This is a genomic window from Promicromonospora soli (assembly GCF_014653785.1).
In the GTDB taxonomy this organism is placed as follows: domain Bacteria; phylum Actinomycetota; class Actinomycetes; order Actinomycetales; family Cellulomonadaceae; genus Promicromonospora; species Promicromonospora soli.
Genome location: NZ_BNAS01000010.1, coordinates 79338 through 99804, shown reverse-complemented (window position 1 = coordinate 99804; position 20467 = coordinate 79338). Strand labels below are relative to the sequence as shown.

16 protein-coding genes are annotated in these 20467 nt (G+C 70.5%); 12 read left to right on the top strand and 4 right to left on the bottom strand.

What is annotated here, in order from left to right:
- Positions 1–3: 3 nt before the first annotated feature.
- The 6 genes from IE250_RS23290 to IE250_RS23265 all read left to right on the top strand — a co-directional run bounded on the left by IE250_RS23290 (position 4) and on the right by IE250_RS23265 (position 9255).
- A complete protein-coding gene (locus IE250_RS23290) occupies positions 4–960 on the top strand; it encodes a carbohydrate ABC transporter permease (RefSeq protein WP_229872710.1) in 957 nt (318 codons plus the stop codon).
- Positions 957–1862, top strand: coding sequence for a carbohydrate ABC transporter permease (locus tag IE250_RS23285; protein WP_229872709.1), 906 nt, complete (start codon positions 957–959; stop codon positions 1860–1862). Before IE250_RS23290 ends, IE250_RS23285 begins: the two co-directional genes overlap by 4 nt.
- Before the next feature lie 117 nt (positions 1863–1979).
- The gene (locus IE250_RS23280) at positions 1980–4412 is read left to right on the top strand and encodes a beta-xylosidase/alpha-l-arabinosidase (protein WP_189671709.1); all 2433 of its coding nucleotides are present in this window, start codon (positions 1980–1982) and stop codon (positions 4410–4412) included.
- Between the two features lie 37 nt (positions 4413–4449).
- On the top strand, positions 4450–4806 hold the full coding sequence (locus IE250_RS23275; RefSeq protein WP_189671708.1) for an RNA-binding S4 domain-containing protein: 357 nt from the start codon (positions 4450–4452) through the stop codon (positions 4804–4806).
- Positions 4807–4950: 144 nt separating this feature from the next.
- Complete coding sequence (locus tag IE250_RS23270; RefSeq protein ID WP_189671707.1) at positions 4951–8025, top strand: S8 family serine peptidase; 3075 nt, start codon at positions 4951–4953, stop codon at positions 8023–8025.
- 93 nt (positions 8026–8118) lie between these two features.
- Positions 8119–9255 carry a dipeptidase gene (locus tag IE250_RS23265; RefSeq protein ID WP_189671706.1) on the top strand — a complete coding sequence of 379 codons (1137 nt, stop codon included), beginning with the start codon at positions 8119–8121 and terminating at the stop codon, positions 9253–9255.
- An 18-nt stretch (positions 9256–9273) separates the two neighbouring features.
- Here the strand turns inward: IE250_RS23265 and IE250_RS23260 are convergent, their stop codons facing one another.
- On the bottom strand, positions 9274–9549 hold the full coding sequence (locus IE250_RS23260; RefSeq protein WP_189671705.1) for a hypothetical protein: 276 nt from the start codon (positions 9547–9549) through the stop codon (positions 9274–9276).
- A gap of 218 nt (positions 9550–9767) precedes the next feature.
- Positions 9768–10310 carry a GNAT family N-acetyltransferase gene (locus tag IE250_RS23255; protein WP_189671704.1) on the bottom strand — a complete coding sequence of 181 codons (543 nt, stop codon included), beginning with the start codon at positions 10308–10310 and terminating at the stop codon, positions 9768–9770.
- 204 nt (positions 10311–10514) lie between these two features.
- On the opposite strand from IE250_RS23255, the gene dnaK reads away from it, so the two are divergent.
- The 5 genes from dnaK to IE250_RS23230 all read left to right on the top strand — a co-directional run bounded on the left by dnaK (position 10515) and on the right by IE250_RS23230 (position 15147).
- Positions 10515–12383 carry a molecular chaperone DnaK gene (gene dnaK, locus IE250_RS23250; RefSeq protein WP_189671703.1) on the top strand — a complete coding sequence of 623 codons (1869 nt, stop codon included), beginning with the start codon at positions 10515–10517 and terminating at the stop codon, positions 12381–12383.
- Positions 12380–13045 (top strand): nucleotide exchange factor GrpE, encoded by a 666-nt coding sequence (gene grpE / locus IE250_RS23245; protein ID WP_189671702.1) that lies wholly within the window; start codon positions 12380–12382, stop codon positions 13043–13045. The genes dnaK and grpE overlap by 4 nt, the downstream gene beginning before the upstream one ends.
- A 76-nt stretch (positions 13046–13121) precedes the next feature.
- Entirely contained in the window at positions 13122–14132 is a 1011-nt protein-coding gene (locus tag IE250_RS23240) for a DnaJ C-terminal domain-containing protein (protein WP_189671701.1), read from the top strand.
- A 91-nt stretch (positions 14133–14223) separates the two neighbouring features.
- On the top strand, positions 14224–14676 hold the full coding sequence (locus IE250_RS23235) for a heat shock protein transcriptional repressor HspR (RefSeq protein WP_189671700.1): 453 nt from the start codon (positions 14224–14226) through the stop codon (positions 14674–14676).
- Between the two features lie 162 nt (positions 14677–14838).
- Complete coding sequence (locus IE250_RS23230; RefSeq protein WP_189671699.1) at positions 14839–15147, top strand: DUF1540 domain-containing protein; 309 nt, start codon at positions 14839–14841, stop codon at positions 15145–15147.
- A gap of 86 nt (positions 15148–15233) precedes the next feature.
- Here the strand turns inward: IE250_RS23230 and IE250_RS23225 are convergent, their stop codons facing one another.
- A complete protein-coding gene (locus tag IE250_RS23225; protein ID WP_189671698.1) occupies positions 15234–16001 on the bottom strand; it encodes a nucleotidyl cyclase domain-containing protein in 768 nt (255 codons plus the stop codon).
- A gap of 179 nt (positions 16002–16180) precedes the next feature.
- Between IE250_RS23225 and IE250_RS23220 the strand changes: the two genes are divergently transcribed.
- Positions 16181–19828: a sigma-70 family RNA polymerase sigma factor gene (locus IE250_RS23220; RefSeq protein ID WP_189671697.1), complete on the top strand. Its 3648-nt coding sequence runs from the start codon at positions 16181–16183 to the stop codon at positions 19826–19828.
- Here the strand turns inward: IE250_RS23220 and upp are convergent.
- Entirely contained in the window at positions 19730–20365 is a 636-nt protein-coding gene (gene upp / locus IE250_RS23215) for a uracil phosphoribosyltransferase (protein ID WP_189671696.1), read from the bottom strand. The genes IE250_RS23220 and upp overlap by 99 nt on opposite strands.
- Between the last annotated feature and the right edge of the window lie 102 nt (positions 20366–20467).

The window sequence follows — 20467 nt, the reverse complement described above, 5'->3', positions numbered from 1 at the left end:
CAAGTGACCGTCATAGCCCGGGGCGGGCGCGGCAGGGTGACCTCTGCGTGGCGAAAGCGCCTCGAGATCGCATTCTTCGTCACGCCCGCCCTGGCGCTGTTCGCCCTGTTCGTCGTCTGGCCGATCGTCACGGCGGTCCAGCTCTCGGTGTTCCGCTGGAAGGGCTTCGGCCCGCTGACCGACTTCGTCGGCCTGCGCAACTACCTGACGGTGCTCGGTGACGACGTCTTCGTCGACTCGATCGTCCACAACCTGATCATCGTCGGCGGCTCCATCGCGGTCCAGCTCCCGCTGGGCCTGGCCATCGCCCTGCTGCTCAATCGCAAGATATGGGGCCAGGGCCTCCTGCGCACGATCATCTTCGTGCCGTACGTCCTCGCCGAGGTCATCGCCGGTGTGGTCTGGTTCCAGCTCCTGCAGCCGGAGTACGGCGTGATCGACGGGCTGCTCGGCGCCGTCGGGCTGCAGACGCCGGAGCAGGGCTGGCTCGGTGACCCCGACCTCGCGCTGTGGACCGTGCTCGCGGTGCTCACGTGGAAGTACCTCGGCCTGGCCGTGATCCTGTTCCTCGCGGGCCTGCAGGGTGTGCCCGAGGAGCTCTACGAGGCAGCACAGCTCGACGGCGCCTCGTGGTGGCAGGTGCAGCGCAAGATCACCTTCCCGCTGCTCGGACCGACGATGCGCACCTGGGCGTTCCTGTCGATGATCGGCGCGCTCCAGCTCTTCGACATGGTGTGGATCCTGACCGGCGGCGGACCCGCCAACTCGACGACCACCATGGCCACCTATCTCATCAACCAGGGCACCAGGAGCCAGAACTTCGGCATCGCTGGGGCCGCTTCGGTGATCCTGTTCGTCATCGCGCTCATCATGGCCGTCCTGTACCAGCAGCTGATCCTGAGCCGGGACACGCGGCCCGACGTGGTGACGGTGAAGAAGAAGAAAAAGGTGATCCGGTGAGTGCCTCGAACGCGGGCGTCCTCATGCGCGCCCCTTCCACCCGCAACGGGACCCAGAACCGCAACCGGACCCGGAAGCGGGGTTCCTACGGGGGCGGCCACCCGATCGTCTACGGGATCGCCCTCGTGGTCGTGGCCCTCACGCTGGGGCCGGTGCTCTACGGCGTGCTGGGCGGCTTCCGCACCAACGCGCAGATCGCTCAGGACCCGTCGGGCCTGCCGAGCCCGTGGGTGCTCGACAACTACGTGGGCGTCCTGACCGGCCCCAGCTTCTGGCAGTACGCGCTCAACTCGACGATCATCGCCGTGCTGACCACTGCGATCACGGTGGTGTTCGGCGTGATGGCGGCCTACCCGCTGGCCCGGTACCAGTTCAAGGGCCGCGAGGGACTGTTCATGGTCTTCGTGGTGGGCCTGCTCTTCCCCGCGACCGTGGCGATCGTCCCGCTGTTCATCCTCATCACGCAGAACCTGCAGCTGGGGAACACGTGGATCGGCGTGGCGCTGCCGCAAGCGGCGTTCGCCCTGCCTGTGACCGTGGTGATCCTGCGGCCGTTCCTCGCCGCGCTCCCGAAGGAGCTCGAGGAGGCCGCGCAGCTCGACGGCACATCCCGGATCGGCTTCTTCTGGCGCATCGTCCTGCCGTTGTCCGGTCCGGGGATGGTGACGGTCGGCGTGCTGGCGTTCGTCGGGTCGTGGAACGCCTACCTGCTGCCGCTGCTCCTGCTGCAGTCGGAAATGAAGACGCTGCCGCTCGGGGTCGCCGACTTCTCGTCGGAGCATGCCTCGGACACGGCAGGTGTGTTCGCCTTCACGACGCTCGCCATGATCCCCGCCCTCGTGTTCTTCCTGGCCATGCAGCGGCGCATCGTCGGCGGCCTCACGGGAGCAGTCAAGGGCTGAGCAGGGCGCGGCTGTCGCGCACACGTTCCGAGCGGGCACACGTTTCAAGCGGGCACACGTTTCAAGCGGGCACACGTTTCAAGCGGGGCATACATGCAGGACCATGAAAGGATTTCGATGACGGAGCTGCCGGTGGCGCTTCGGGCGATGCCCGAGGTGTCGGAGCGCGTGCGCGAGCTGCACGCCCAGATGACCCTCGAGGAGAAGCTCGCCCAGCTGGTCGGGTACTGGCTGGACCAGGGTGGCAACGTGGTGGCGCCGATGCAGGGCGAGATGGCCGGCGGCCAGCCCTCGACGCTCCCGGAGATCACGAAGAACGGTCTGGGCCACTTCACCCGCGTGTACGGCACGCGGCCGGTGGACCCGGCCGAGCGCGCTGCGTGGCTCTGGGACGAGCAGCGCAGGCTCAAGCGCGAGACACGCCTCGGGATCCCCGCGCTGGTCCACGAGGAGTGCCTCACGGGGCTGGCGGCCTGGCAGGCGGCCACCTTCCCGACGCCGCTCGCGTGGGGTGCCTCCTTCGACCCCGACCTGGTCGCCGAGATGGGCCGACTCATCGGGGAGTCCATGCGGGAGCTCGGTATCCACCAGGGACTCGCGCCGGTGCTCGACGTCGTCCGCGACCCCCGGTGGGGGCGCGTCGACGAGTGCATCGGTGAGGACCCGTACCTGGTCGGGACCGTCGGCACCTCGTACGTCCGCGGGCTGCAGGGCGCGGGCGTGCACGCCACGCTCAAGCATTTCGTGGCGTACTCCGGGTCCAAGGCGGGGCGCAACCACGCCCCGGTGAGCGCGGGCCCCCGCGAGATCGCCGACGTCTACCTCCCGCCCTTCGAGATGGCGGTGCTCGACGGCGGCGTGCGTTCGGTCATGGCGTCGTACAACGACGTCGACGGCGTGCCGATGCACTCGTCGGGCGAGTACCTCACGGAGCTGCTCCGCGAGCAGTGGGGGTTCGACGGCGTTGTGGTCGCCGACTACTTCGGCGTCGCGTTCCTGAACGTCATGCACGCGATTGCGGCCGACCGGGGCGCGGCCGCGGCGGCCGCCCTCGAGGCAGGCGTCGACGTCGAGCTGCCGTCCGGTGACGCGTACCTCGAGCCGCTCGCCGCGCTCGTCATGGACGGCACGGTGCCGGTCGAGCTCGTGGACCGGGCGGTACTGCGCGCGCTGAAGCAGAAGGAGGAGCTGGGGCTCCTCGAGCCGGACGTGTACGAGGACGCACCGCCCGCCGTGGTGGACCTCGACTCGCCGGCGCACCGCGACGTCGCCCGGCGGCTCGCCGAGGAGTCGGTGGTGCTGCTCTCGAACGACGGTGTGCTGCCGCTCGGCTCGTGGCCCGACAAGCCGGCCCGCGTGGCCGTGATCGGTCCGAACGCGGCCCGCCCCGAGGCGCTGATGGGCTGCTACTCGTTCGCGAACCACGTGCTCGCGCACCACCCGGAAGTTCCGACCGGGTTCGAGATCCCGTCCGTGGCCGAGGCGCTGGCCGTCGAGATCGACCGCGCGGGCCTGCCCGCACCCGAGCTCACGTTCGCGCGGGGCTGCGACGTCGAGGGCGACGACACGTCCGGGTTCCCCGAGGCCGTCGCCGCCGCCGGGGCCGCCGACGTCGCGGTGGTCGTCGTCGGCGACCAGGCCGGGCTGTTCGGCCGCGGCACCGTGGGCGAGGGCAACGACAGCGAGTCGCTCGAGCTTCCGGGCGTGCAGCGTCAGCTCGTCGAGGCGGTGCTCGCCGTCGGCAAGCCCGTGGTCATGGTCCTGCTCACCGGTCGGCCGTACTCGGTGGGCTGGGCGCTCGACCCGTCGACGGGCTCAGGCGAGTCCGAAGCCACGAAGCCCGGCGCCGTGCTCCAGGCGTTCTTCCCGGGAGAGGAGGGCGGTACCGCTCTCGCCGGCGTGATCTCCGGCCGGGTGAACCCCTCCGGGCGCCTGCCCGTGTCGCTCCCGCGCTCCACGGGCTCGCAGCCGTACTCGTACCTGCACCCGATCCTCGGCGGCACGTCCGAGGTGACGTCGACCGACTCGACGCCCGTGCGCGCCTTCGGCTTCGGCCTGTCGTACACGACGTTCGCGCGCGAGCTCGTCGCCGTGGACCGGTCGGTCGAGGCGGGCGGCACGTTCCGCGCCGTCGTGTCGGTCACGAACACGGGCGAGGTGGCCGGGTCCGACGTCGTGCAGCTGTACGGGCACGACGTGCTGGGCTCCGTCGCGCGGCCCACCGCGCAGCTGCTCGGGTACCACAGGGTCACGCTGCGGCCGGGGGAGTCGACGACCATCACGTTCGACGTGCCGACGGCGCGGTTCGCGTTCAGCGACCGCCAGATGGTGCGGGTCGTCGAGCCCGGCGACGTCGAGGTGTGGGTCGGCGCGCATGCGGCCGACAGCGTTGTCAGGGTGGTGGCCGAGGGCATCGCCGACCTGGACGAGCCGAACGACATGCTGGGTGCCGCTGCGCCCGCCGCTACCGCGGCCCGCACGGTGGTCACGATCACGGGCGAGGTGCACGAGGTGACCACCGCGGACGAGCGGTGGGTGCGGGTCTCCTGAGGGTCGGGCGCACCGGCCATGGTGGGAGGATGGGGCGATGCGCATCGACGTCTGGTTGTGGGCGGTGCGACTGACCAAGAGCAGGTCGGTCGCGGCCGACCTGTGCCGAAGCAACCGGGTCCGCATCAACGGCAAGATCGCCAAGGCGTCGGCGTCCGTCGCCGTCGGTGACCGCGTGACGTGGCGCGACCCGCTCCGGGACCGGGACGTCGAGGTGGTCGAGCTGCTGCCCAAGCGGGTCGGCGCGCCCCTCGCCGCCAAGGCGTACCTGGACCACAGCCCGCCCCTGCCGACACGGGTCGAGCGGGAGGCTGTCGGGCTGCGCGACCGCGGGGCCGGACGGCCCACCAAGCGCGAGCGGCGCGAGATCGACAAGCTGCGCGGGCGGAACTGACGGCTGCCGACCGACCGGGTGAATTCCTGAAGAATACGTGAGTTCGGGGCGGTGCGAAGGCTAGTGTGCGGCTGTCTTCCCCGCCGGAAACGGCGGGGCCTCCGCCCGTGACGGGGCACCTCATCACCTTCTCGGAGTGCCCCTATGCCTCGTCGCACGTTCGTGACCCGAGCGGTCGCGTCGGCCGCCGCGGTCGCGTTCCTCGCGTCCCCCGCGTCAGCGGTCGCCGCCCCGGACCCCGCCCCCGCCGGCGGACCCGACACCGGCCGCGGCAGCGCCGCCGTCCAGGCTCTGCCGGGCGCCGTGCGCCCCGCCGACAAGATCACCCCCGGCGCCAAGAGGGCCTTCACCGCCCGCGGCACCACCGACTTCTGGCTGCGGTTCGCCGACAAGCCGGACCTGTCCGCGGCCGAGGGCATCACTGACTGGGCCGAGCGCGGCCAGTACGTGTACGACACGCTCCACGCGGCGGCCGAGTCCGCCCAGAAGAAGGCGGTCGCGGACCTCGAGAAGTCCGGCACCGACTACACGTCCTACTGGGCCACCAACGCGATCCTCGTCGAGGACGGCTCGCTCGACCTGGCCACGGACCTCGCGGCGGACGCACAGGTCCTGGAGGTTCGCCCGACGACGCGGCACGCGCTCGAGGAGCCCGAGACGACGGACGTCGCGGCGCCGTCAGCCGCCGCCGACTCGACTTACGGCATCGAGGCGATCAACGCCGACGACATGTGGGGTCTCGGCTTCACCGGCGACGGCGTCGTCGTGGCCGGCCTGGACACCGGCGTGGAGCGGGCTCACTCCACGCTCATCGTCCAGTACCGCGGTGCGGACTCTGGCAGCAACTACAACTGGTTCGACGCGACCGGGAGCGGCATCACCACCCCGCGTGACGACAACGGCCACGGCACCCACACCATGGGCACCATGGTGGGCAGCGATGACGGTACGACGAACATCGGGGTGGCCCCCGGCGCGCAGTGGATCGCGGCGAACGGCTGCGCCGACACCTGCGCGGACGCGGCGCTCGTCGCGTCCGGTCAGTGGCTCCTGGCGCCGACCCGCATCGATGGCACCGTCGCCGACCCGACCAAGCGCCCGAACATCGTCAACAACTCGTGGGGCCTCTCCCTGTCGAGCGACCCGTTCATGGAGGACGTGATCGCTGCCTGGGAGGCCGCGGGCATCTTCAGCACCTGGTCCAACGGTAACGACGGCGAGCTGGGCTGTGAGTCGTCCGGCAGCCCCGGATCGCGCCAGGCGTCCTACTCGGTGGGTGCGTTCGGGCCGTCCGGTGCCATCGCCCCGTGGTCCTCGCGCGGCCCCGGCCAGAGCGGCACCGTGAAGCCTGACATCGCCGCGCCCGGCGGGGCCGTCTATTCCGCGGTGCCCGGCGGCGGCTACGAGGAGTGGTCCGGCACCTCCATGGCGGCGCCCCACGTCGCGGGCGCGGTCGCGCTCCTGTGGGACGCGGTGCCTGAGCTCGTGGGCGACGTCCCGCGCACCCGGGCGATCCTGGACGACTCTGCTGTCGATCGGGACAACACGTCCTGCGGCGGCACCGCCGACGACAACAACGTGTGGGGCGAGGGCAAGCTCGACGTCCTGGCGGCATACAACCTGGCGCAGGCGCAGGCGTTCGACACGACGACCGTGCCGACCATCTCCGGCGCCGAGTACAAGGTCGGGACGCCGCTGACCGCCGCGGTGGACACCTGGAGCCCGGCTGCGACGTTCACCTACCAGTGGCGCCGCGACGCCGGCGACGGCGACGGCGCCAAGATGATCTCGGGCGCGACCAAGCCGACCTACACCCCGCAGGGTGCGGACGCGGGCAAGACCCTGACGGTCACCGTCGTCGGCTCGGCCGACGGCCGCACCCCCACCTCCACGACCAGCACGGCGACGCCGGTGGTCGCCATCGGTGACCTGGCGGCATCGGTCCCGCAGATCAGCGGGACGGTACGCGTCGGCTCCACCCTCCGGGCGCTCTCAGGCTCCTGGACGTCGGGCACCCAGTTCACGTACCAGTGGTACGCGGACGGCGCTGCGATCAGCGGCGCCACCGGGTTCTCGTTCACGCCCTCCGCCACGCAGCGGGGCAAGAGGCTCACGGTCCGGCTCACCGGCACGCGCACCGGGTTCACCACGGCCAGCCGAACGAGTGCCGCGTCCGCGACCGTCGCCTCGGGTGTCTTCGCCCAGTCGGCGCCGGTGATCATCGGCCTGGCCACGCCCGGCGCCACCCTGAGTGTCTCCCGCCCGCAGTCCACGCCGGTGCCCGCCTCCGTCGCCTACCGGTGGAAGCTCGACGGGCGATCCATCTCTGGGGCGACCGGCACCAGCCTCGGCGTCCGGTCGTCGTGGAGGGGCCACACGATTACCGTCAGCGCCACGGTGAGCAAGACCGGTTACACCACCCGAACGGTCACCTCGGACGCTGCGAAGGTCGGGTCGAGCTACTCGGCGTCGTCCGTCCCGACGATCACGGGCACCACGCGGGTCGGGTCCAGCCTTCGGGCCTCGGTCGGTAGATGGTCGCCGACGCCGTCGTTCTCGTACCGGTGGTACGCCGACGGCCTGCCGATCTCCGGGGCGACCAGCTCGACCTACGCCCTGACGGGTGCGGAGTACGGGAAGAAGATCACGGTGTCGGTCCGGACCTATCGCTCCGGCTACGGCACGGCGACGCGACGGAGCTCCGCGACGGGCGCCGTGCTGACCCCGGCCATGAAGTTCCCGGGCAACGACAACACGGCCTGGCTGGTCGGCCCGGACAGCGTGCCGGCGGTCAACTACATCGCGCAGGCCGGTTCCGCGGAGTGCTTCTGGGAGCGGTACTCCCCCAGCGAGGTGCTCCTCGCCAACGACGTCGGCCGCGGCCAGCGCATGTTCAAGGTGCAGTCCAGCGACTACTTCATCTGGTCGAGCAGCAGCTGCGGCACCTGGACCAAGTACTACCCCGGGATGACCACGACGCGGGCCTCGACGGCCGCCAACGGCGTCTATGTCATCGATGATCACCTGGAGCGGGGCGTGTACACCACGGCAGGGCCGAAGGACCCCAACGACCCGTGCTGGTACGCGTTCTACAAGGGCTTCTACGGCCGCGACGGCATCGTGAGCCAGGGTGCCGCGACCGAGGCCCGAACGGTCACCATGCCGTCCGGCGCGATCGGCTTCGAGACCGTCGGCTGTGTCTGGAAGCGCGTCGGCTGACGTTCCCCAACATGTCAGACGTGCAGGTCACCCAGGTGACCTGCACGTCTGACGCGGCCAAGTTCGGTAGGGCGGCGCGATAGCGTCGCCCGCATGACGACCGCCGACCGCCTCGCCGCGCTCCTCGAGAAGCACCCCGTCTGGGACGGGCACAACGACCTCCCGTGGGAGCTGCGGGAACAGTCGTCCTACGACCTCGACGCCGTCGACATCGCGCAGCGGCTCACCACCACCCACACGGACCTGCCGCGGCTGCGCGAGGGCGGCGTCGGCGCCCAGTTCTGGTCCGTGTACGTGCCCTCCCTGCTCCAGGGTGGCGCCGCCGTCACGGCCACGCTCGAACAGATCGACTGCGTGCACCGCATGGTCGAGAAGTACCCGGGCACGCTCCAGCTCGCCCTGACCGCGGCCGACGTCGAGCAGGCGTGGAGCAACGGCCGGATCGCCTCGCTCATGGGCGCCGAGGGCGGCCATTCCATCAACGAGTCCCTGGCCGTGCTGCGCATGCTGTACGCGCTCGGCGTGCGATACATGACGCTCACGCACAACGACAACGTGCCCTGGGCGGACTCAGGCACCGACGAGGAGGTGCTCGGCGGCCTCTCGCCCTTCGGCGAGGACGTGGTGCGCGAGATGAACCGCATCGGCATGCTCGTGGACCTCTCGCACACCTCGGCGGGCACCATGCGCCATGCGCTGCGCGTCACCACGGCACCGGTGATCTTCAGCCACTCGAGCGCGCGCGCCGTCTGCGACGTCCCCCGCAACGTGCCCGACGACGTCCTCGGCACCCTCGCCGCCAACGGCGGCGTCTGCATGGTCACGTTCGTGCCGCAGTTCGTGTCGCCCGCCGTCGCCGAGTGGCGGGCCGTGGGCGCGGAGGCCGCCGCGGCCGAGGGCATCAAGAACACCGACATCGGCGCGTTCGAGCCGTTCATGGGGCGGTGGCGGGAGGATCACCCGCAGCCGAGGACCACGCTGTCCGACGTCGTCGCGCACGTCGAGCACGTACGAGAGGTCGCCGGCGTCGACCACGTGGGACTGGGCGGCGACTACGACGGAACGCCGACCCTGCCGGAAGGGCTCGAGGACGTGACGGGATACCCGCGCCTGCTCGCGGCGCTCGCTGACAACGGCTGGTCCGACGCCGAGCTCGGCAGGCTGACCAGTGGGAACGTGCTGCGCGTGCTGAGGGATGCGGAGGCGGTGGCAGCCCGGACCGCCGCATGACTCACCGCCGACGACGACTCAGCTGGTGGGCAGGTGAACCACCTTGCGCTGGAAGCCCAGGGCCACCTTCTGCAGGGACTCGAGCGGCTCCTGCTCGTTGTGATAGCTGATCTGCCGCAGCATCGAGCCGGACGAGGCGAGCAGCGCGACGATCACGTCGCGCGCGTCCTCGCGGGTCTCGAGCGCCTCCTGCAGCAGGTCCTGGACGTGAGGCGATCTCAGGCCGTCTTCCTCGGGATCGAGCAGCGCTGTCAGGAGTGCGATCGACAACGAGCTTCCGTGGATGCTTGCCATGGTGGTCTCCCCCCGTCGGGGCCCGGGGTCCCCGGGCATCAGGCACCCGCGGGGCAGGCCCGCGGGTCACTCGTCCGACGCCCCACCCCCTGTGGCCTCGGTCGTGCACCCTTGTGTACCGCAGGTCAGGGCGACGCGCCCGTTGACACGGGAGAAAGCTGGCCCGACGGCGGCGTGTCGCGCCGCGCGGGTCCCGGCCGCCGATCGGCAGGTCGGGGTCAGCCGTGCAGGATCAGCTGGAACATGACGTGGTCCTGCCACTTGCCGGCGATCTTGAGGTAGGTCGGGGCGAAGCCGATCTTCTCGAAGCCGGCTCGGGCCAGCACGGCCTGCGACGCCTCGTTGTGCGGCAGTGTCACCGCCTGCAGGCGGTGGAGGCCCAGCTCGTCCCGCGCGTGCGCCGCGAGTGCCTCGATGGCGCGGGTCATCAGGCCCCGCCCGATGAACCGGGCATCGAGCCAGTAGCCGATGTGGCCGCTCTCGAAGGCGCCGTGGACGATGTCGGTGAGGTTCAGTCGGCCCACGATCTCGCCGTCCGACTCCAGCACGGTGTACAGCGCACGGCCCGTCGAGTTCTCCAGCACCTGCACCCAGAGGCGCTCCTTGTGCCACTCCTCGGTGTAGAACTCCTCGGGTCGCTCGGGGTCCCAGGGGGCGAGGTGCTCGCGGTTGCGGGTGTAGGCCTGGGCCATGGCCGCTGCGTCGTCCTTGCTCAGCTCGCGCAGTGTGACGTCGTCCGTCAGGGGGGTCTGGAAGGGCATGGCGCCCACGATAATCCCGCGGGTGCGCATGTGTCCGCCCAGGTCAGCGGGGTTCGGCGACGGTGTGCGTCCTGCTGGGAACCTTCCGGCTCCGTTGGAGGTTGAGTGAAGTGGACTCAACTTTGCGCTAACCGGCTTGCTTCCTGGCAGGCTCCGGCTTAAGTTGAGTGCAGCAGACTCAATCTGTCGAAGGAAGGCAGCCAAATGGCACGCGCAGTAGGTATCGACCTCGGCACCACGAACTCGGTTGTGGCAGTCCTCGAGGGTGGGGAGCCCACCGTCATCGCCAACGCGGAGGGCTCGCGGACCACTCCGTCGGTGGTCGCGTTCTCCAAGACCGGCGAGGTCCTGGTGGGCGAGGTCGCCAAGCGTCAGGCGGTCACCAACGTGGACCGCACCATCTCCTCCGTCAAGCGCCACATGGGCACTGACTGGAGCGTGGACATCGACGACAAGAAGTACACCGCGCAGGAGATCTCCGCCCGCATCCTGGGCAAGCTCAAGCGCGACGCCGAGGAGTACCTGGGCGAGCCCGTCACGGAGGCCGTGATCACGGTCCCGGCGTACTTCAACGACGCCGAGCGCCAGGCTACGAAGGACGCCGGCCAGATCGCCGGCCTCGACGTCAAGCGCATCGTGAACGAGCCCACCGCGGCCGCTCTCGCCTACGGCCTGGACAAGGGCAAGGAGGACGAGCTCATCCTGGTGTTCGACCTCGGTGGCGGCACGTTCGACGTCTCGCTGCTCGAGGTGGGCAAGGACGAGGACGACTTCTCGACCATCCAGGTGCGTGCCACCTCCGGTGACAACCGCCTCGGTGGTGACGACTGGGACCAGCGCGTCGTGGAGCACCTCATCAAGCAGGTGAAGAACTCCTCGGGCGTCGACCTGTCGAAGGACAAGATCGCGCTCCAGCGTCTGCGCGAGGCGGCCGAGCAGGCCAAGAAGGAGCTCTCGTCCGCGACGAGCACCAACATCTCGATGCAGTACCTGTCGATGAGCGAGAACGGCCCCATCCACCTGGACGAGAAGCTCACGCGCGCTCAGTTCCAGCAGATGACGCAGGACCTCATCGATCGCACCAAGGCGCCGTTCCACGCCGTGATCCGCGACGCGGGCATCTCGGTGTCGGACATCGACCACGTCGTGCTCGTGGGTGGTTCCACCCGCATGCCCGCCGTGACCGAGGTCGTCAAGGAGCTCACGGGTGGCCGCGAGCCCAACAAGGGCGTGAACCCGGACGAGGTCGTCGCCGTCGGCGCCGTCCTGCAGGCCGGTGTCATCTCCGGTGACCGCAAGGACGTCCTGCTGATCGACGTCACCCCGCTGTCCCTCGGTATCGAGACCAAGGGTGGCGTGATGACCAAGCTCATCGAGCGCAACACGGCCATCCCGACCAAGCGCAGCGAGGTCTTCTCCACGGCCGACGACAACCAGCCGTCCGTGGCGATCCAGGTCTTCCAGGGCGAGCGCGAGTTCACGCGCGACAACAAGCCGCTGGGTGTCTTCGAGCTCACGGGCATCGCCCCCGCCCCGCGCGGCGTGCCGCAGATCGAGGTCACGTTCGACATCGACGCGAACGGCATCGTGCACGTGTCCGCCAAGGACCGCGGCACGGGCATGGAGCAGTCGATGAAGATCACCGGCGGCTCGGCCCTCCCCAAGGAGGACATCGACCGCATGGTCAAGGATGCCGAGGCGCACGCCGAGGAGGACAAGAAGCGTCGCGAGGAGGCGGACACCCGCAACCAGGCCGAGGCTTTCGCGTACTCCATGGAGAAGCAGATCTCGGACAACCGCGACAAGCTCCCGGCGGAGGTCGTCACCGAGGTCGAGACGGACATCGCCGCGGTGAAGTCCGCGCTCGAGGGCGAGGACGCCGCCGCCGTGAAGACTGCGTACGAGAAGCTCGGCGCTTCCTCGCAGAAGATCGGCGAAGCGCTGTACTCGGCCGGGCAGCAGTCCGCGGAGCAGCCCGCCGCGGGCGGCCCGCAGACGGCGAACGCCCAGTCCGCCCCTGAGGAGGACGTGGTCGACGCCGAGATCGTGGACGACGAGGACGATCGCAAGTGACCGACGAGAGCCAGCAGGTCTCCCCCGAGCCCGAGGACTCGGAGGAGCACCCCTTCCAGTTCACGGACAAGCGCAAGGTGGACAGCTCCGGCGAGCAGGCCCGCCCGGCGGCGCCTGAGCCGGCGGACGAGCCCGCGTCGGAGCCTGTCGAGACGCCCGCACAGCAGGACACCTCCGGGGACCCGCTGGCGGGGCTCGACTTCGAGCCGTCCGGTGATGCTGCCGAGGCGTCCGAGGTCCTCAAGGCGAAGGCCGAGGCGGCGGAGCACCTGGACGCGCTGCAGCGCGAGCGGGCCAGCTTCACGAACTACCGCAACCGGGCGCTGCGCGACCAGGAGGCCGCGCGCAACCGGGGCGTCCAGGACGTGCTGGCCGCGCTCCTGCCCGTGCTCGACGACGTCGAGCGCGCGAAGCAGCACGGCGAGCTGAGCGGCGCCATGGCGGCGATCGCGGAGAAGCTCGACCAGAGCCTGCAGAAGTTCGGCGTCGAGCGGTTCGGCAAGGTGGGGGAGGAGTTCGACCCCACCCTGCACGAGGCGCTCATGCACTCGACCGTGGCGGACGCGACGGCCGCCACGGTGAACCTCGTGGTGGAGCCCGGTTACAAGATCGGCGACAAGGTGGTCCGGGCGGCCCGCGTGGGCGTGGTCGGGCCGGAGTGATCTCTGGCTGGTCGAGCTTGTCGGGGCCCCGGTCTCGACAAGCTCGACCACCGGTATCGACGCGGAAGGAGGTGCCATGACCGGTCAGGACTGGATGGAGAAGGACTTCTACGCCGTGCTGGGCGTGTCCAAGGACGCCGACGACGCCGCCATCAAGAAGGCCTACCGCAAGCTCGCGCGCCAGCACCACCCGGACCAGAACCAGGGAAACGCGGCCGCGGAGAACAGGTTCAAGGAGATCGGCGAGGCCTACGCGGTCCTGTCCGACCCGGAGCAGCGCCGCCAGTACGACGCCGTGCGCGCCATGGCCGGCGGCGCTCGGTTCTCCGCGGGCGCCGGCGGTCCCGGGGCCGGCGGGTTCGAGGACATCCTCGGCGCCATGTTCGGCGGTGGGGCCCAGACCGGGCGGGGCGGGCCACGAGTCCGCTACACGCAGAGCGGTGGCGGCGCGGGTTTCGACGACATCCTCGGCTCGATGTTCGGTTCCGGCGGCAGGTCCCCCTATGGTTCGGCAGGCCCGACCGGGTTCACTGCCCCGACCCCCGGCGCCGACATCGTCGCCCAGGTCACGCTGCCGTTCCGGTCAGCGGTGAAGGGCACGACGGCGGACCTCGAGGTCAACGGCCGCACCATCACGGCCCGGATCCCGGCGGGCGTCAACGACGGCAAGAAGATCCGCCTGCGTGGCAAGGGCAGGCCCGGCGTCGCCGGCGGCCCGCCGGGCGACCTGGTGGTCACGGTGCACGTCGCGCCACACCCGGTCTGGACGCTGGACGGCCTCGACCTGCGTATGAGCGTGCCCATCACGTTCTCGGAGGCGGCCCTCGGCACCACGCTGGAGGTGCCGACCCTGGACGGCGCCGTCGTGCGGCTGAAGGTGCCCGCGGGGACACCGTCGGGCCGGGCGCTGCGCGTCAAGGGACGAGGCGTGCAGACAGTGAAGGCGACCGGCGACCTGCTTGTCACCGTGCAGGTGGTCGTGCCGCAGAAGCTCAGCAAGAAGGCCAGGGATGCGCTCGAGACCTTCGCCGCAGAGAGTGACGGCGAGGACGTGCGCTCCGGTCTGGCCGAGCGGGCGGCGGAATGACGGTCAGCGCGGTGGGGCATCTGCCCCGCCGCGCCGATCTCGGTTAACCTGCGCGGACGCAAAAGCGAACGAAAGAGACAGGGAGGGGCACATGGTCGACGACGACGCACCCGTGCTCACCGTCTCTCAAGCTGCTCAGCTCGCGGGCATGCACCCGCAGACTCTGCGGCAGTACGACCGGCTCGGCCTGGTGGTCCCCCGGCGCACGCGCGGCCGGGGCCGCCGCTATTCGCGCCGGGACGTGGCGCGCCTTCTGCAGGTGCAGCGGCTCGCGCAGGTCGAGGGCATCAACCTCGCAGGGATCAAGCGCATTCTCGACCTGGAGGCGCACGTCTCCGTGCTGGAGGAACGCCTCGGTGACTTGCTCATGCGGGTCCAGGAGGAAGGCCGCGTGTTCGCGGCAGGACCGGACGCGGGAGATGTCGTGGTGGTGCAGCGCGGTCAGCGCGTCAGGAGTGCGGCGATGCGGGTCGACCTCGAGCATCGCACCGTCGGCGGCGGAGCCGTGGTGCTCTGGCGGCCGGCGCCGCGTCGCGAGGAGTGACGCCTTTCCCAGCCGTCCGCTGATTTCGGCAACGCAATTCTTTCGTTAATCGAGAATGCACGCGGGAATGTAGGTAAGGCATTCCTTGCTCCACACGTTCTGCATTTCAGGAATATGATCGAGCTATTCCGGAGGGCAGCGCACCGAGCGAGGAGAGAACCCATGAGCACGCTGATGGAATTGCCCGAGGTCGCCGAGTGTACGATCGACGGCTGCGGCTACAACCACGAGCACGGCTGCCACGCCGGCGCCGTCACCATCGCGGGGCACACGGGCGACGCCGCCTGCGCCACGTTCTTCCCGCTGACCCACAAGGGTGGGCTCGAGAAGGTCATCGCCCACGTCGGTGCCTGCCAGCGGACCGAGTGTGTGCACAACGACGACCTGGAGTGCGGCGCCGCGTCGATCCGGGTGGGCGCCGGCCCCGAGGACCCGGGCCACGCCGACTGCCTCACCTTCCAGGCGCGCTGACGGGCCGCCAACGCTGAGGACCACCACCAACTAGAGCGCCCACTCGACCAGCGAGTGGGCGCTCTATGTTTTCGCCCTGCGAAATATCAGCGAGCCAGGTGGTCCAGCAGCAGCAGCGCGTCGGCGTGCGTGCCCGGCAGGCGCTCCACCCAGACCCGGGTGGGCCGGCGCACCTCGGTCTGGAGGCCGAGCACCTCGGCGTTGCGCTCGACGACGCGGCGCAATGACTGGCCCAGCTCGGCCGTCGCCGGGCCGCGCTCGCACAGCACGACGAAGGTGCCGTCGCCGACCGCGGCCATGGGATGGCCCTCGCCGAACACCTGCTGCAGGGTCCGTCCAATGGCGGCGGAGCGCGCCAGCCGCTGCCATGTGTCCAGGTTGTCGAGGCCGACGTCGAGCACGAGCAGGCAGTGTGCGGTCCCGGCGGTAGTGCCGGAACGCTCCGCCGTGCCATAGGTCTCGCGTAGGCGCTCGCCCAGGTACTCGCCGGTGGACAGGCCGGTCGAGGGGTCGTGCGTGGCTATCTGGTAAGGGGCGCGCTCGCGCTCCCCGACCCAGCCGATCGCGGCGGCACGCAGCGCACCCACGTCCGTGGGGCGGCCGAACGCGGCGTAGAGACAGGCGACGTCGTCGAGCGCCTCCGTGATGCCGGCGCCCACGCTTGCGCGCGCCGCTCCCAGGCGTTCTGCGGGCGCGATCACGCCGCGGCCCTCGGCCAACGCCTCGGCCAGCGCTTCTGCGGCCGGGTGCTCCCAGTCATTCGGTCGGATCCATACCGACGCCAGACTCGTCGCGCGCCACCGCTCGCGCAGGTCGTGCACACGCACCCACGCCTCCTGCTGTGACTCGCTCATGATGAAGGGACCCCCACGGGGACACATCATGACGCACTTTCGACAGTGGTGTACCACACTTCACCCGCTTTTCATCCCACCGAGGACTTTTCCCCCCCTTAAACGGCGCGCTGGCTCTATAGTCTTGGCAGACGGCGACAGTCATCGGCAGGGCGACGAGCGCGAAAGTCTGGGTAGACGTGAAGCAAGTCGAGAGCAGCACCGGGGGAACCCCGAGCGACGCGGAACTGATCCTCCAGGTCAGGTCAGGTGACCGCGACGCTTTTGGTGTGCTCTACGAACGTCACGCCGGCGCCGCACGCGCTCTCGCCCGCCAGTACGTCTCGCCCGCGGACGCCGACGACGTCGTCGCTGACGCCTTCAGCAAGCTGTTCGAGATGCTCCGTCGCGGCGCGGGTCCTGACGCCGGGTTTCGGACGTACCTGTACACCGTCGTGCGCCACAGGTCTTTCGACGTGTCCCGTGGCGCCGCGCGCACCCGCCCGACCACCGACGACGAGATCGAGTCAGTGCTCGGCCGGGTGGCGTCGGAGGAGGATCCCGCACTCGCCGGTTTCGAGCGCAGCGTGGTCTCCAAGGCCTACTTCGACCTGCCCGAGCGCTGGCGTGAGGTGCTTTGGTACGTACTGGTCGATGACCTCAAGCCCGCTCAGATCGCGCCCGCGCTCGGCCTCAGCGCCAACGGCGTCTCCGCCCTGCTCTACCGCGCCAAGGAAGCACTGCGCGCGGGATACCTGCAGCAGCACCTGACGCACGCGCCGTCGGACATGTGCCGCACGGTCAACCCGCTGCTCGGCGGGTACGTGCGCGAGAGCCTGTCCAAGCGCGAGACCGCGAAGATCAACGACCACCTCGCCACCTGCGGCACCTGTAGCGCCCTGGTGCTCGAGCTCCACGACGTCGCGCACGGCATGAAGACCGTCATCGCCCCGCTGGTGCTGGGTGCGGGCGGTCTTGCCCTGGTCGGCGCGGGCGTGCCGATCGGCGGCCTGGCCGTCGCGGCCAAGGCCGGTGCAGGAGCCGGCGCGGCCGCCGGCGGCGCTCCGGCCGCCACGGTCACCGTTGCCTCGACCAGCACGTTGTCCGGCGCGGTCTCGTCCGCCGTCTCCGCCACTGCCGGTGCTCTTGCCTCTGCCGCGGCCGCCGCGACGGGCGGCAGCGTGGCCGCAGGTGCGATTGCCGTCGCCGCGGTGGGCATCGTCGCGGCACTGCAGATCGCGACACCGGCCGACGACGACCCGCTGACCGACACGGTGATCGCAGTCAGCCAGGGTCGCGAGCTGCCGGGCACCGAGGAGGTCAACGGCGAGCCCAAGCCCACCGACATCGGGCCAGGCGCGAACACCGTCTACTTCGACGTCGACTACACCGACGCCTCGCAGCCGCTGACCCCGCGCGAGACCCAGAATCTGTCGTTGACCGTCAAGAACACGAGCAGCACCGAGACCACGGGTACCCAGCTGGAGATCACGCTCCCGCCCGGGCTCGGTGTCGCGAAGCCGGACGGCGCCTTTGGTACGGGTGTCAGCGGCCGCCTGGTGCCGCACTCCGTGGGAACGGCCGACGGTTCGGAGGACGGCGGCCAGGACGCTCCGACGTCTAGCCCGTCAACCGTGCCCCCGTCCGGCTCCGGTACGAGCGATGCGTCCGACGCCGGCAAGGCGCAGGCGCAGCCGAGCGCCACGCCCAGCGCACCCGCCGACCGGGGGTCGATGCCTACCGAGGGTCCGGCCGCCTGTATGCCCACGGAGCAGGACCACGTCCTGCTCTGCTCGGTCGGCGAGCTCGCGCCGGGTGCGACGCACGAGGTGGTCGTGCCGGTGGAGGCCAACTCCGGGGGCGACTACCCCGTCGGTGCCCGGGTCTGGGCGGACGGCATCGCGCCCTTCGGCGTGGACCTCCCGGGCCGTACGGTGGCGCCGTTCGGTCCGGAGCTCACCGCGCAGACCGAAGACGTCTCGCTCGCGAGCCCCGGCACCGCCGCGCTCCCGGTCCGCGTCGGCAGCACGGGTGACCGTACGGTGCCCGCCGGCTGGTCGGTCCGGGTCACCCTGCCCGACGCCGTCAAGCCCGCGTCGGCACAGCCCGAGCTGTCCTGTGATCGCGGCGCCGAGCTGCCGAACGCCTGGATCTGTACCCCGCGCGCCGGGACGGACGGGGCAGCCGTGACGCTGGACCCTGGCGCCACGGCAGGCATGACGCTGAACATCACCACCGCGGCGCAGTCGTCGGAGGAGCCCACCGTGCTCGGCGCCGCGAACGTCACCCCCGTCCTCGAGGGCAGCGCGCGCTCGGCGTCGGCCACGCTGGTCGGGACGTCCGCCTGGGCGGACGCCGAGGACGGCGTGGGCGAGGTCGCCACGACCTGCCTCGCCAAGGGCGGTGTCAGCGAGGCAAACGCCGCCGTCACCGGCGCCTACACCAACACGACCAACCGCACCGTGCGCGTTGCCCTCGAGGCGGCCGGCGGCAATGCGGCCTCCGGCAAGGACCTCGCACCGGGCGATGTCACGCGGCTCACCGTCCCCGACGGTCTGCGCGTTCCGGCCGGCCAGGCCGTGTTCGTCGTGGCCACGGAGGTGGAGGGCCAGACCTACGAGACCCGCGTCACCGCGGGTGACCATGGGCGGGAGGACTGCTACTCGCCCCGGTGGGCCACCGACACGAGCGTGGAGACCGTCTACGCCAGTGGCACCGTGGGTGTCGAGGGCACGGTGACCAACCAGTCGGACGAGCCGCTGACCGCCGTCATGTCCGTGCCGGTGGGCGACACGACCATGGAGTCCGCGAGTCGCGTCGTCGCGCCGGGCACAACCGTAAGCCTCTCGGTGAACACCGAGCGCACCAACCTGCCCGAGGGTGACGCCACCTTCCGCCTCTCGCGCGACGGGGTCGACAGCGACGGGGACCTGCCCAGCGATCCGGTAGTGCCGGACGCCAACCCGACGGCGCACCACGACGGCGCCATGATCGCGCCGACGAACGGCCAGACGACGAGGGCCGCCGGTGCCTGCGAGTTCGACGCCGCTCAGGACCACTCGGTGCGGATGTACGCGGTCACGGCCGACAACAGGGCCTCGACCCTGCCCGTCCCATTCCACGTGGCGGGCATGACGAGGACCGTCCCAGCCGGGGAGGTGGAGCTGATCGAGTTCCCGGTGGTCTGGGGTACCGGCACCGCGACCCTGACGGCTGTCGGCAAGACGCTCTTGGTGACGGACGTCTCGTTCGAGTCGTGCGCCGAGCTCAGCTGGCCCAAGCCCGAGCACATGTCGGTCGACGCCGCGGCGCAGTGCGTCGACATGCACACGCACCTCACGGCCACTGTCGAGAACCGGACCGGCCACGACTGGACGGGCGTACTCGTCGACGACGGCAGCGGCGACAAGGGGCCGGACAAGCCGGTCCCCGCAGGTGAGACCACCAAGCTCGAGCTCAAGCGCGACACCGCGATCAGCAGCGAGGGCAACGTCACCGTGCGGCTCACCCGACAGCTGGAGGGCGCCGCACACACCGTGGAGCGCTCGTTCTCGGTCGACGGCACGCTGTGTCTCCCCGACGCGGAGTGCGAGACCGAGCCGACGTCATTCGCGACCCCGGCGAGCACGGACGCCGAGCAGCTGCCCTTGTTGGACGACCCCTGCGACGACGAGGCGGCCTCGGTCGAGGAAGCGTCGAGCGGGGACGGCACAGCCGACACGTCAGACGATGCCTATGCCGCCGATGACTCAGACGATGCCGTAGAGACGGTCTCCAGCGTCGCCAAGGCCGGGCACAATATAAGCTCTCTCATTAAGTCGCTCATCCACGGCGGCCACCACCACTGACAGGTTCGCCCGCTCGCCCACGTGCTCCTCGAGCAGCCGGATGCCCTCCGGAGCGGCGAGCAGGCAGACCGCGGTCACCTCGCGGGCGCCGCGCTCCAGCACGTAGTCGATAGCCGCGACGAGCGTGCCGCCGGTGGCCAGCATCGGGTCGATGAGGAACACGTGCCGGTCGGTGAGGTCGTCGGGCAGGCGGTTCGCGTACGTGACGGCCTTGAACGTCTCCTCGTCGCGCACGAGGCCGAGGAACCCGACCTCGGCCGTCGGGAGCAGGCGGCTCATGCCGTCCAGCATGCCCAGGCCGGCGCGCAGGATCGGCACCACGATCGGCGGCGGCGACGCGAGGCGGGTGCCCGTCATGGTCGTGATCGGCGTCTTCACCTCGTGCGGCTCGGTGGCGATCTCGCGCGTGGCCTCGTAGGCCAGGAGCGTGACGAGCTCGTCGACGAGCAGGCGGAAGGTGGGCGAGTCCGTGGTCTCGTCCCGCAGGACGGTCAGCTTGTGGGCGACCAGGGGGTGATCGACGACGTGAAGGCGCATGGGGCCAACGCTACCGGGCAGCGGTGCTCCTGGACCGCACAACCAGGTTGTCAGACGCGTAGGTCACTAGGGTGACCTGTGTGTCTGACACGGGAGGGCTGA

Excerpts from the sequence above, each read along its gene's own strand:
- IE250_RS23280 (WP_189671709.1), top strand. The coding sequence starts at position 1,980 with ATGACGGAGCTGCCGGTGGCGCTTCGGGCGATGCCCGAGGTGTCGGAG.
- IE250_RS23275 (WP_189671708.1), top strand. The coding sequence starts at position 4,450 with ATGCGCATCGACGTCTGGTTGTGGGCGGTGCGACTGACCAAGAGCAGG.
- IE250_RS23270 (WP_189671707.1), top strand. The coding sequence starts at position 4,951 with ATGCCTCGTCGCACGTTCGTGACCCGAGCGGTCGCGTCGGCCGCCGCG.
- IE250_RS23265 (WP_189671706.1), top strand. The coding sequence starts at position 8,119 with ATGACGACCGCCGACCGCCTCGCCGCGCTCCTCGAGAAGCACCCCGTC.
- IE250_RS23260 (WP_189671705.1), bottom strand. The coding sequence starts at position 9,549 with ATGGCAAGCATCCACGGAAGCTCGTTGTCGATCGCACTCCTGACAGCG.
- IE250_RS23255 (WP_189671704.1), bottom strand. The coding sequence starts at position 10,310 with ATGCCCTTCCAGACCCCCCTGACGGACGACGTCACACTGCGCGAGCTG.
- dnaK (WP_189671703.1), top strand. The coding sequence starts at position 10,515 with ATGGCACGCGCAGTAGGTATCGACCTCGGCACCACGAACTCGGTTGTG.
- IE250_RS23240 (WP_189671701.1), top strand. The coding sequence starts at position 13,122 with ATGACCGGTCAGGACTGGATGGAGAAGGACTTCTACGCCGTGCTGGGC.
- IE250_RS23235 (WP_189671700.1), top strand. The coding sequence starts at position 14,224 with ATGGTCGACGACGACGCACCCGTGCTCACCGTCTCTCAAGCTGCTCAG.
- IE250_RS23230 (WP_189671699.1), top strand. The coding sequence starts at position 14,839 with ATGAGCACGCTGATGGAATTGCCCGAGGTCGCCGAGTGTACGATCGAC.
- IE250_RS23225 (WP_189671698.1), bottom strand. The coding sequence starts at position 16,001 with ATGAGCGAGTCACAGCAGGAGGCGTGGGTGCGTGTGCACGACCTGCGC.
- upp (WP_189671696.1), bottom strand. The coding sequence starts at position 20,365 with ATGCGCCTTCACGTCGTCGATCACCCCCTGGTCGCCCACAAGCTGACC.